General features: G+C 70.7%; 11 protein-coding genes. 8 read left to right on the top strand and 3 right to left on the bottom strand.

Annotated features, from left to right (window positions below; genetic code table 11):
* The first annotated feature begins 4 nt into the window (after nt 1-4).
* Nucleotides 5-433 carry a VOC family protein gene (locus tag IH50_RS0107815; RefSeq protein WP_030858745.1) on the top strand — a complete coding sequence of 143 codons (429 nt, stop codon included), beginning with the start codon at nt 5-7 and terminating at the stop codon, nt 431-433.
* 124 nt (nt 434-557) lie between these two features.
* Here the strand turns inward: IH50_RS0107815 and IH50_RS0107810 are convergent, their stop codons facing one another.
* A complete protein-coding gene (locus tag IH50_RS0107810) occupies nt 558-1,112 on the bottom strand; it encodes a methylated-DNA--[protein]-cysteine S-methyltransferase (protein ID WP_030858743.1) in 555 nt (184 codons plus the stop codon).
* A gap of 47 nt (nt 1,113-1,159) precedes the next feature.
* Nucleotides 1,160-2,032 (bottom strand): glycerophosphodiester phosphodiesterase, encoded by an 873-nt coding sequence (locus tag IH50_RS0107805; protein WP_030858742.1) that lies wholly within the window; start codon nt 2,030-2,032, stop codon nt 1,160-1,162.
* Nucleotides 2,033-2,308: 276 nt separating this feature from the next.
* On the opposite strand from IH50_RS0107805, the gene IH50_RS0107800 reads away from it, so the two are divergent.
* The 7 genes from IH50_RS0107800 (at nt 2,309) to aroQ (ending at nt 11,513) form a co-directional block, all read left to right on the top strand.
* Nucleotides 2,309-3,172 carry an MHYT domain-containing protein gene (locus tag IH50_RS0107800; protein ID WP_030858739.1) on the top strand — a complete coding sequence of 288 codons (864 nt, stop codon included), beginning with the start codon at nt 2,309-2,311 and terminating at the stop codon, nt 3,170-3,172.
* 40 nt (nt 3,173-3,212) lie between these two features.
* Nucleotides 3,213-5,363, top strand: coding sequence for an excinuclease ABC subunit UvrB (uvrB, locus tag IH50_RS0107795; protein WP_030858737.1), 2,151 nt, complete (start codon nt 3,213-3,215; stop codon nt 5,361-5,363).
* 135 nt (nt 5,364-5,498) lie between these two features.
* Complete coding sequence (locus tag IH50_RS0107790) at nt 5,499-6,077, top strand: TerD family protein (RefSeq protein WP_030858735.1); 579 nt, start codon at nt 5,499-5,501, stop codon at nt 6,075-6,077.
* 52 nt (nt 6,078-6,129) lie between these two features.
* The gene (locus IH50_RS0107785) at nt 6,130-8,121 is read left to right on the top strand and encodes a TerD family protein (protein ID WP_030858733.1); all 1,992 of its coding nucleotides are present in this window, start codon (nt 6,130-6,132) and stop codon (nt 8,119-8,121) included.
* A 287-nt stretch (nt 8,122-8,408) separates the two neighbouring features.
* Nucleotides 8,409-9,410 (top strand): TerC family protein, encoded by a 1,002-nt coding sequence (locus IH50_RS0107780; protein ID WP_030858731.1) that lies wholly within the window; start codon nt 8,409-8,411, stop codon nt 9,408-9,410.
* A gap of 284 nt (nt 9,411-9,694) precedes the next feature.
* Nucleotides 9,695-10,798 carry a calcium:proton antiporter gene (locus IH50_RS0107775; protein WP_030858729.1) on the top strand — a complete coding sequence of 368 codons (1,104 nt, stop codon included), beginning with the start codon at nt 9,695-9,697 and terminating at the stop codon, nt 10,796-10,798.
* Nucleotides 10,799-11,039: 241 nt separating this feature from the next.
* Entirely contained in the window at nt 11,040-11,513 is a 474-nt protein-coding gene (gene aroQ / locus IH50_RS0107770; protein WP_030858727.1) for a type II 3-dehydroquinate dehydratase, read from the top strand.
* 8 nt (nt 11,514-11,521) lie between these two features.
* On the opposite strand, the gene IH50_RS0107765 is transcribed toward aroQ, so the two are convergent.
* A complete protein-coding gene (locus IH50_RS0107765; RefSeq protein ID WP_030858725.1) occupies nt 11,522-12,178 on the bottom strand; it encodes an MBL fold metallo-hydrolase in 657 nt (218 codons plus the stop codon).
* Nucleotides 12,179-12,206 lie beyond the last annotated feature (28 nt).

Here is a 12,206-nt window from a genome sequence, read left to right as displayed (position 1 = left end):
GACCATGACGGACAACACGACCCGCCTCGATCACATCGTCCTGTGGGTGGACGACCCCATCGTCGCCGCCGGTTTCTACGAGAAGGCCGTGGGCCTGGAGCCCGTCAGGCTCACCGACTATTCCGTCGGTGAGGCGCCGTTCCCCTCGGTGCGGGTGAACGAGGAGACGATCCTCGATCTCATGCCGCGGGCGAAGGCGGAACGCATGGGCATGGTTCCCGGCGCCGCCGAAAGCTCGGGGCATCCCGTCAACCACGTCTGTCTGTCCCTGCCGGCCGACGCTTTCGACACCCTCCGCGACCGCCTGGAGGCGAGCTCCGTACCGGTGTCAGACGTCTCGCGCGACTCCTTCGGGGCGCGCGGCCTGGCCAAGCGCAGCTTCTACTTCCGCGACCCGGACGGCAACGTCTTCGAGGCCCGCCACTACGACTGACCCGAGCCCTCGCGATCCGCGGGCCGTCGTGCCTCCCCGGTGCCCCGAGCCCGAAAGTCACCTCGGGGCGGCACGGGCGGGCGCGACAGCGCCCGGCGAGCACCGCGAGCGGGTCTCCGAGCCGTCAGAACAGCGGCTCGGGGAGGACGCCCTCCAGGACGAGGAGGTGGCGCTTGGTCTCCAGGCCGCCGCCGAACCCGCCGATGCCCCCGTCGCTCTCCACCACCCGGTGGCACGGCACGACCACCGGCAGCGGGTTCGCGCCCATCGCCATCCCCACGGCCTGGGCCCCGCCGGGCCGGCCCACCTGCCGGGCCAGATCGCCGTACCCGACGACCGAGCCGAACGGCACCCCGGCGGCCAGCTCCCGCAGCACCTCGCGGTTGAAGCCCGAGACCAGCGACCAGTCCAGCGGCAGCTCGAAGTCCCGCCGCTCACCCGCGAAGTACGCCTCGACCTGCCGTATCGCCTCGGCCAGCAGCGGGGAGCCGGGCTCCTCGACGGGTTCGGTGCCGAGCCGCGACGCCAGCCGCTCCAGCGCGCTGCCGCGCACCTCGTCGGTGGCGTGGAACACGACGTTGACCAGGCCCTCACGGGTCGCGGCCAGCAGCAGCGGGCCGATGCCGGTGCCGACGACGGCCCACACCACCCGCTGCTCGCACTGCCCATGGCTGTCCATGCGCACCACCGTACGGCCCGCCACTGACAACGCCCCGGGCGGACGCCTCAGCCGCGCACCGCGTCCCGCACCACGTCGGGCGTGTTGGTGATGATCCCGTCGACCCCGAACCCGGCGACCCGCCGGGCGGCGGCCGCGTCGTTCACGGTCCAGGCGCACACCTCCAGCGGCTTGCCGCGCGCCCCCTTGAAGGCGTGCACGGCGGCGACGTAACCGGCGGAGAGGGAACCGTGCGAGGGATTGATCTGGTCGGTGAAGGCCGCGTACGCGGGCAGGTCCGACACCGGCGGCGTCCCGAGGAAGCCCGTCTTCACCGCGGGCCGCAGATCGTGGACCGTCCGTACGCTGTCCGCGCTGAAGCTCTGTACGACCAGCCGGTTCCGCACATGCCGGCGGTCCAGCCAGCCCTCGTTGCCCAGCACCTTGACGATCTGCCGCTCTATGCCGGGATACAGCTGAGGGTTCTTGATCTCCAGCAGCAGCTTCTGCCGGTGCCGCTCGACGCGGTGCACGAACTGCTCCAGCGTCGGCACGCGCGCGCCCGCGTACGCGGCGCCGAACCAGCTTCCCGCGTCCAGCCGGGCGATCTCCGCGGCGGTGAAGTCCTTCACCTTCCACGGAGCCCGGTCGGGGAAGACCTCCTCGACGTCGGTGGTGCGCCGCAGGCTGTCGTCGTGCAGGACGACGAGCTCACCGTCCCTGGTGCGCTGGACGTCGTTCTCCACCCAGTCGACACCGAGCGCGGCGGCCCTGTCGACGGCCTCCAGGGTGTTCTCGGGCGCGTACGCGGACGCGCCCCGGTGGGCTATCACCAAGGGCCGCGCGGAGTCCTCCGCGGCCCGCACGGGGGACAGCGGGAGCAGGAGGGAGGCGGTGCCCAGGAGCGCGGTGGTCGAAGCAGCGACAGCGCGTGCGTGCATGCGTACTCCTCGCGTCGAGCGGTCACGGTCAGTCCCACTGTGACAGCAGAGGGTCGACGCGAGGCGAGTGCGGGATGGCCGCGGATTGAACGATGCCGCCCGGACTTCGCACACTGATGCCACACACCTGGGGCAAGGACGTGTTTCTTTGCCGGAAAGTCGTTCGACCATTCCGGTGGGGTCATACTCTCTGCGTCATCCCTGGCCGCCGTCACGGCGCCAGGAGGGGGGATATCGGGACATCACGAGACACGCAGGTCGGGAGGGAGGCCGCGCATGCAAGGCACGGTCGACGGATTCAGCTACGGCCTGGTCACACCGGTGGTGGCCTTCCTCATGGCCTGCCTCGGCGGCGCCCTGGGCCTGCGCTGCACCACCAGGGCGATCAGGATGTCCGGCTCCTGGCGCCCGGGCTGGCTCGCCCTGGGGGCCGCGACCATCGGCTCCGGCATATGGACGATGCACTTCGTCGCGATGACGGGCTTCACCGTCGAGGGCACGCCGATCCACTACGACCGGCTGATCACGTTCGCGAGCCTGGCCGTCGCCGTCGTCATGGTGGGCATCGGGGTCTTCATCGTCGGCTACAAGGGCGCCTCCGGAACGGCCCTGTTCACCGGGGGCACCATCACCGGCCTCGGCATCGCCTCGATGCACTACCTCGGCATGGCCGGGATGAGCCTCGACGGATACCTGGAGTACGACATCCCCACGGTCGCCGCGTCCGTGGCCATCGCCATGGCCGCCGCCAGCGCCGCCCTGTGGGCGGCCGGACGGGTGCGGGGCTTCCTGTGGAGTGTGGGCGCCAGCGTCGTCATGGGACTCGCGGTCACCGGGATGCACTACACCGGCATGGCCGCACTCGAGGTGCACGTCCACGGCACGGCCGAGCCCGTTGCGGGGGAGCCGGCGGCCGCCCTGATCGGGCCGATGATGGTCGGCCCGCTCGCCTTCCTCGTCCTCGCGGGCGTCGTGGTGATCTTCGACCCGCTGATGGTCGCCGGCGGGCCCGCCGCACCCCCCGCCGAGCACAAGCCCGGCGTCCCCGCCCACTCCCCGGCCCGCCACTCCCCGGCACGCCCGCGGCTGCGGGCCCGCGGCCCCGTGGAACACCGCTCCCGGACCCCGCAGCGCCGCTGATCCGGACCTGTTGTCAGTGGGGGGCCGTACGGTGGATGGCATGCGGCCCGTTTCCCAGATCGAACGCACGGTGGCGCCCTTCGAGGTCGTCAGTCCCTACCAGCCGAGCGGTGACCAGCCGGCGGCCATCGCCGACCTCGCCCGGCGCATCCAAGCAGGTGAGAAGGACGTCGTCCTGCTCGGCGCGACCGGCACCGGCAAGTCCGCCACCACCGCGTGGATGATCGAGAAGCTCCAGCGCCCCACCCTGGTCATGGCGCCGAACAAGACCCTGGCCGCCCAGCTGGCCAACGAGTTCCGCGAGCTGCTGCCGAACAACGCGGTCGAATACTTCGTCTCGTACTACGACTACTACCAGCCCGAGGCGTACGTCCCGCAGTCGGACACCTACATCGAGAAGGACTCCTCGATCAACGAGGAGGTCGAGCGGCTGCGCCACTCAGCGACCAACTCGCTGCTCACCCGCCGCGACGTCGTCGTGGTCGCCTCCGTCTCCTGCATCTACGGCCTGGGCACCCCGCAGGAGTACGTGGACCGCATGGTCCCCCTCCGCGTAGGCGACGAGCTCGACCGGGACGAGCTGCTGCGCCGCTTCGTGGACATCCAGTACACGCGCAACGACATGGCCTTCACCCGCGGCACCTTCCGCGTCCGCGGCGACACCATCGAGATCTTCCCGGTCTACGAGGAGCTCGCCGTCCGCATCGAGATGTTCGGCGACGAGATCGAGGCGCTGTCCACGCTCCACCCGCTCACCGGCGAGATCATCAGCGACGACCAGCAGCTGTACGTCTTCCCGGCCTCCCACTACGTCGCGGGCCCCGAGCGGCTGGAGCGCGCGGTGGGCGACATCGAGAAGGAGCTCGGCGAGCGCCTGACCGAGCTGGAGAAGCAGGGCAAGCTCCTGGAGGCCCAGCGCCTGCGCATGCGCACCACGTACGACATCGAGATGCTCCGCCAGATCGGCTCCTGCTCCGGCGTGGAGAACTACTCGATGCACTTCGACGGCCGCTCGCCCGGTTCCCCGCCGAACACCCTGCTGGACTACTTCCCGGACGACTTCCTCCTCGTCGTCGACGAGTCGCACGTCACCGTCCCGCAGATCGGCGCCATGTACGAGGGCGACGCCTCCCGCAAGCGCACCCTCGTCGACCACGGCTTCCGGCTCCCCTCCGCCCTGGACAACCGGCCGCTGAAGTGGGAGGAGTTCCAGGAGCGCATCGGGCAGGCCGTCTACCTGTCGGCCACCCCCGGCCAGTACGAGCTCTCCCGCGCGAACGGCTTCGTCGAGCAGATCATCCGCCCCACCGGCCTCGTCGACCCCGAGGTCGTGGTCAAGCCCACCGAGGGCCAGATCGACGACCTGGTGCACGAGATCCGCACCCGTGTGGAGAAGGACGAACGCGTCCTGGTCACCACACTCACCAAGAAGATGGCCGAGGACCTCACCGACTACTTCCTGGAACTCGGCATCCAGGTCCGCTACCTGCACAGCGACGTCGACACCCTGCGCCGGGTCGAGTTGCTGCGGGAGCTGCGCAGCGGCGAGTACGACGTCCTCGTCGGCATCAACCTGCTGCGCGAGGGCCTCGACCTGCCCGAGGTGTCCCTGGTCGCCATCCTCGACGCCGACAAGGAGGGCTTCCTGCGCTCGGGCACCTCCCTGATCCAGACCATCGGCCGCGCGGCGCGCAACGTCTCCGGCCAGGTCCACATGTACGCCGACAAGATCACCCCGGCGATGGAGAAGGCCATCGACGAGACCAACCGCCGCAGGGAGAAGCAGGTCGCGTACAACAAGGCGAACGGCATCGATCCCCAGCCGCTCCGCAAGAAGATCAACGACATCGTCGCGCAGATCGCCCGCGAGGACATCGACACCGAGGAACTGCTCGGCTCGGGCTACCGCCAGACCAAGAAGGAGGGCGGCGGCACCAAGGCGCCCGTGCCCTCCCTGGGCGCCAAGGCGGCCAAGGGCGCGAAGAGCGCCAAGGGCACCAGGGGCAAGGCCGCCGAGACCGCGCCGACCGACCGCCCCGCCGCCGAACTCGCCGAGCAGATCGAGGAGCTCACCACGCGGATGCGGGCCGCCGCCGCCGACCTGCAGTTCGAGATCGCGGCCCGGCTGCGTGACGAGGTCTCCGAGATGAAGAAGGAGTTGCGGCAGATGCAGGAGGCTGGACTGTCCTGACGGCCGCGTACGCGATGTGTTGCAAGAACGACACAAAGTGCGGTCCCGGGTACGTCGCTGTCAGTGCCCCTGCGTAGGGTTCTGGTCAACCGCGATCGCGCGGTAACAGGGGAAGTTCGAGAGGGGAATCAGCGCGTGACCGTCAACATGACCAAGGGTCAGGCCATCAGTCTGCAGAAGAACGACGGTGGCAGCCTGACCGCGGTGCGCATGGGTCTCGGCTGGCAGGCGGCTCCCCGTCGCGGCCTGTTCGGCTCGCGCACCCGGGAGATCGACCTGGACGCCTCGGCCGTCCTGTTCGCGGACAAGCAGCCGGTCGACGTCGTCTTCTTCCGCCACCTGGTGAGCGACGACGGCTCCGTGCGCCACACGGGCGACAACCTCGTCGGCGGTGTCGGCCAGGGCGGCGACGACGAGGCCATCCTCGTCGACCTCGCGCGCGTCCCGGTCCACATCGACCAGATCGTCTTCACCGTGAACTCCTTCACGGGCCAGACTTTCCAGGAGGTGCAGAACGCGTTCTGCCGCCTCGTCGACGAGACCAACGGCCAGGAGCTCGCCCGCTACACGCTGGCCGGCGGCGGCGCCTACACGGCCCAGCTCATGGCGAAGGTGCACCGCACGGGCACGGGCTGGACGATGACGGCCCTCGGCAACCCGGCCAACGGCCGCACCTTCCAGGACCTGATGCCGGCGATCCTGCCGGTCCTCTAGGCACCACGGGCGATACGAGCAGCCACCACCGCGACACAGGGGGACGAAGGCGATGACGGCCGAGCTGGTGCGGGGACAGAACCACCCGCTCTCCCAGTCCCGTCTGGAGATCAGGATCTCGGCCGGCACGCCGGTCGTGGCCGCGGCCGCGCTCGGCGACGAGAACGGCCGGATCCACGGAGTGGAGTGGGTGGCCCACCCGGGCGCGCCCACTCAGCCCGGCCTGGAGGTGTCGCGTCAGGCGGCCGCCGACCACCGTCTCGCGGTGGACCTGGACGCCATGACGGACGCGGTGCACCGCGTCAGCGTGCTGCTCGCCCTGCCCGCCCCGGGCGGCGGGCCGGGACCGGCCCGGTTCGGCGCCGTGGCGGCCCCCTTCGTCGCCGTCACCGGCCTGGACGGCGACGAGATCGCCAGCTACACCATCACCGGCCTGGAGACCGAGTCGGCCGTCATCGCGCTGGAGCTCTACCGGCGGCAGGGCGCCTGGAAGGTGCGCGCCGTCGGCCAGGGCTACGCGGGCGGCCTGGCCGACCTCCTCACCGACCAGGGCCTGCCCGAGGCCGTACCGCTTGCGGACACCATCAACGAGGCGGTCGCGCGGGGTCTCGCCCGCTCCGTGCAGGCACCCCCGCCCCGTCCGGCCGACGGTGACCGCTCCCGTCAGCCGGCCGCCCCCGCCCTCGGCTCCGACCAGGGCGGCACCGCACCGCAGGGCGCTCCCGGCCCCGTACCGCCGTCGTACGGAGGGCCGGGACAGACAGGGCCGCAGCCGGCGTACGGCGGAGCCGGTGCCGCGGACCCGTCCGCCACCACCGGCGGTCCGATCGACTACAGCCACCCCGGCCGGCGGAACTCCGCCCCGCCGCCGCCCCCGCCCACCGCACCGCCGGCGCAGCCCGGACAGCCCGCGCAGCCCGTCGCGGGGGACGCGACCGGCTGGTCCATGGAGGAGCGGCTCTACAACCAGGTCTGGGGCATGTTCGAGGACCTGGCCCGTACCACCGCCGCCTACCGCAGTGCCGTCGACTTCGCCGAGTCCCGCATGGACAAGGAACTGGAGCAGACCCTGTCCGACCCGCGCAGCCGGATCGGCGGTCAGGGCGACGCCGCGCGCGAGGCCGCCCGGGCCCGGTACACCCACCTCGTCGACCAGGCGCGAGAGGCCCTCGACCGGGACCTCGTCCAGCTCGTCGCCGAGGCCGACGTCGTCGAACCCGCGCTGCCCCCCGCCTTCGCCCGCTGGGACAACCCCGCCTGGCACGCCTACCGGGTGCCGATGGAGATACCCATGGCGCTGCGCCTGGGCGACCTGCGGCTGCCCGAGGCCGACCGGATCCGCATCCCGATGCTGCTCCGGCTGCCGCTGGAGCGCGGTCTGTGGATCGACAGCGGGCGGGCCGACTCGGCCGACGGGTCGTTCACCGACTCCCACGACATGCGGCGCCTCGCCATGGAGACGGCGGTGGCGCACGCGGCCCGGCTGCTCGCCGTCTACCCGGCGGGCGAGTTCACCGTGCACGTCATCGACCCGGCCGGATCCGGGGCGCAGCCGCTGGCACCGCTGACGCGGACCGATGTGCTGGCGGCCCCGCCCGCCCAGGGCGCCGCGGGGGTGGCGGAGGTGCTGGGCCGGCTCACGCAGCGGGTCGACCTGGTGCAGATGGCGCTGCGCGGAGGTGCCCCGGACGCGCTGCCGCCCGGCTTCGACACCTCCCAGCAGCTACTGATCGTCAACGACTTCCCGCACGGCTTCGACGACCGGGCCGTGAACCAGTTGCGTTACCTCGCCGACGAGGGCCCGGCCGTCGGGGTCCATCTGATGATGGTCGCCGACCGCGAGGAGTCCGCGGGCTACGGTCCGCTCCTCGACCCGCTGTGGCGTTCGCTGCTGCGACTGACCCCCGTGCCCGACGACCATCTGGCCGACCCGTGGGTCGGCCACGCCTGGACGTACGAGCCGCCGCTCGTGCCGCCGGGCAGCCAGGTCCTCCACCAGGTGCTCACCCAGGTCGCGGCGGCCCGCCGCGCATGGGGCAGGTGACGTCCCCGCGCCTTTGACCAAGTTCGCGTAAACCTTTCCCACCTGGTGCTTTGTATCTTTCTTTACCCGCCTCTTTACCAATCCTTGGTGGTTGGGTACTGTTGACCGCACGGAGGGGAGTACTCCCTGTCTGTGCGGCGACCCCGTCAATACGGATCAGGCCAGATCCCGGGGCGTCGGCCCGATGGACCGTCCGGACGCACTCGAGCGCCGGCGACCCGGGTGGAAGAGACCTCCGGCAGCGACGACGCTGACATTTGCCGTGTGACGTATCTGCCGGAGGCGCAGTGGATGTTTCCCCGACCCTATGGGTCCTGACGATCGTGGGCCTCGGTGTCCTCATCGCGGTCGACTTCTTCATCGGCCGCAAACCGCATGACGTGTCCATCAAGGAAGCCGGAATCTGGACCGTCGTCTGGATCGTCCTGGCCGCGCTCTTCGGATTCGGCCTGCTGATCTGGGGCGGAGGCCAGGCCGGAGGCGAGTTCTTCGCCGGCTACATCACCGAGAAGTCGCTGAGCGTCGACAACCTCTTCGTCTTCGTCCTGATCATGGCGAAGTTCGCGGTCCCGTCGCAGTACCAGCAGCGGGTGCTCCTCATCGGCGTCCTCATAGCCCTGGTACTGCGCGCGATCTTCATCGCCGCCGGCGCCGCGATCCTCGCCAGCTTCTCCTGGGTGTTCTACCTCTTCGGCGCCTTCCTGATCTGGACGGCCTGGAAGCTCATCCAGGAGGCCAGGGCCGACGAGGAGGACGAGGAGTACGAGGAGAACAAGCTGCTCAAGGCCGCCGAGCGCCGCTTCGGCGTGGCCGACCGGTACCACGGCACCAAGCTGTGGATCGAGCAGAACGGCAAGCGGGTCATGACCCCGATGCTCGTCGTCATGCTCGCCATCGGCACCACGGACGTCCTGTTCGCGCTCGACTCCATCCCCGCGATCTTCGGCCTGACCCAGGACCCGTACATCGTGTTCACGGCGAACGCGTTCGCGCTGATGGGCCTGAGGCAGCTGTACTTCCTCATCGGCGGCCTGCTGAAGAAGCTGGTCCACCTGTCCTACGGCCTGTCGATCATCCTCGGCTTCATCGGCGTGAAGCTGGTGCTGCACGCACTGCACGAATCCGGGGTACACGTCCCCGAGATCAGCATCCCGGTCTCGCTGGGCGTCATCTGCGCGGTCCTGGTCGTCACCACGCTCACCAGCCTGCGGGCCTCCCGCAAGCAGGCGGAGGCCGAGGCGGCGGCGGGCCGGGGCGAGAACCCCGTGAAGAACGACATCGACGTCTGACCCTGTCGGACACCGGGACGCCGGTACCGGGAGCGGAGGCCGGCACATCGCCGGCCTCCGCTCCCGGTCTGTTCGCTCCCACTCCGCGCCGCCCGTCGGCGCCGACCGAACACGACTCGTACGAGGAGGCCATGCGTGACCATGATGACCCCGAGACGATCAGGAACACGGAGCGGAGGGGTACACCGTGCGGCGGTGACACCCCCCGCGCCCCCCACGGTCGGCCGGTGGTCGGAGGGCCGCGGTGAGGTGCGCCGCCCGTTCACGTCTGCGACGATCGCCCCATGACCGCTCGGCTCAGGTCACTCACGGCACAGTGGACGACCCTGGTGCCGGTGCTCGCCGTGGTTCTGCTGGCCCTGACCTGGGGACGCGAACTGCCCGGCTGGGTCGTCGTACTGGTGACCGCGGTTCTCGCGGGATCCGTGCTGGCGGCCGTGCACCACGCCGAGGTGGTAGCGCACCGGGTCGGTGAGCCCTTCGGCTCCCTGGTCCTCGCGGTCGCCGTCACCGTCATCGAGGTGGCGCTGATCGTCACACTGATGCTCGACGGCGGGGACAAGAGCGCGACCCTCGCCAGGGACACCGTGTTCGCGGCCGTGATGATCACCGTCAACGGCATCCTCGGACTGAGTCTCCTGGTGGGCTCACTGCGCCACGGCACGGCGGTCTTCAACTCGGAAGGCACCGGCGCGGCCCTCGCCACGGTCGCGACGCTGGCGACCCTCAGCCTCGTGCTGCCGACGTTCACCACGAGCAAGCCGGGCCCGGAGTTCTCCACGGTCCAGCTCACGTTCGCGGCGGTCTCCTCGCTGATCCTCTACGCCTTGTTCGTGGCGACCCAGACCGTCAGACACCGCGACTACTTCCTGCCGATCGTCAAGCAGAGCGAAACGGCGGCCCCAGAGGAGGAGCACGCCGAGGCGCCCTCCACGCGCACCGCCCTGATCAGTCTCGGGCTGCTGGGCCTGGCCCTGATCGGAGTGGTCGGGCTGGCCAAAGGGGTCTCGCCCACGATCGAGTCCGGAGTGGAGGCGGCCGGGCTGCCCCACTCCGTCGTCGGTGTGATCATCGCCCTGCTGGTCCTGCTCCCGGAGACCATCGCCGCGGTGCGCGCCTCACGCCGCAACCAGGTGCAGACCAGTATGAACCTCGCGCTCGGCTCGGCGATGGCCAGCATCGGCCTGACCATCCCCGCCGTCGCGCTGGCCTCCCTCTGGCTCCCCGGCCCGCTCGTCCTCGGCCTCGGCAACACCCATATGGTGCTGCTCGCCCTGACCATGGTGGTGGGCGCGCTGACCGTGGTCCCCGGGCGGGCCACACCGCTCCAGGGCGGTGTGCACCTGGTGCTGCTCGCGGCCTATCTGGAACTGGCGCTCAACCCCTGACGGGGAGCACGTCGCCCGGTGGCACAGGCTGTGACCGTGCTCCCCGGAGCCCGTGGGCCGCCCGGAGACCTGGTTCTCCGGGCGGCCCACGAGCAGTGCCGAAAAGCGCCCCGGGCGCGGCCACGCGGTCGCCCGGTACGGGCCGGGGCCGGGCTCAAGGGCCGTGCGGCGCAGCGTGATAAACCGGGTCCGAGCAGCGGTTCCGGTGAGGACCGCCCCACCCCGACGGACCGGAGGAACCGTGCCCCGCGATCTGGCCAACGCCCCCATCATGATCCTCAACGGCCCCAACCTGAACCTGCTGGGACAGCGCCAGCCGGAGATCTACGGCTCCGACACGCTCGCCGACGTGGAGGCGATGTGCGCCGAGGCGGCGGCCGCGCGGGGCGGCACCGTGGACCTGCGCCAGTCCAACCACGAGGGTCAGCTGGTGGACTGGATCCACGAGGCGCGGCTGAACCACTGCGGGATCGTCATCAACCCCGGCGCCTACTCCCACACCTCCGTCGCCATTCTGGACGCCCTCAACGCCTGCGACGGCCTGCCCGTGATGGAGGTCCACATCTCCAACATCCACCGGCGCGAGTCCTTCCGGCACCACTCCTACGTCTCCCTGCGCGCCGACGGAGTCATCGCGGGGTGCGGGGTGCAGGGGTACGTGTTCGCGGTGGAGCGGATCGCCGCGCTGGCCGGCCCCGGAGTGGCCCAGGCGTGAGCTGCGTCTCACCAGCCCCGCGCGCGCCACTCCGGCAGGTGCGGGCGCTCCGCGCCCAGGGTGGTGTCGTCGCCGTGCCCGGGATAGACCCAGGTCTCGTCCGGGAGGACATCGAAGATCTTGGTCTCGACATCGTGGATCAGACGGGCGAACGCCTTCGGGTCCTTGTGGGTGTTGCCCACGCCGCCCGGAAACAGGCAGTCCCCGGTGAACACATGCGGATGCCCGTGAGGATCGTCGTAGACCAGGGCGATCGAGCCGGGTGTGTGGCCGACCAGATGGCGGGCGGTGAGTTCCACCCGGCCCACGCGGATGGTGTCGCCGTCGTCGACCGGCACGTCGGTCGGCACGGGGATGCCCTCGGCGTCCTCCCGGCCCGCGTGGGTGCGGGCGCCGGTGGCGGCGACGACCTCGGCGAGCGCCTGCCAGTGGTCGCCGTGCCGGTGGGTGGTGACGACGGACACGATGCCGTCGTCACCGATCGTCGCCAGCAGGGCCCTCGCGTCGTTGGCCGCGTCGATCAGCAACTGCTCGTCGGTGGCCCGGCAACGCAGCAGATAGGCGTTGTTGTCCATGGGGCCGACCGCGACCTTGGTGATCATTAGGTCCTTGAGTTCGTGCACGTCGGCTGGGCCGCCGACCGTCACCCGACCGCTGTACGTCATGACCGCCAGCCTATAGCGGGAACCCGCG

This window comes from Streptomyces sp. NRRL S-37 (genome assembly GCF_000721605.1).
Taxonomy (GTDB): Bacteria; Actinomycetota; Actinomycetes; order Streptomycetales; family Streptomycetaceae; genus Streptomyces.
This window is presented reverse-complemented; position numbering and strand designations above follow the sequence as displayed.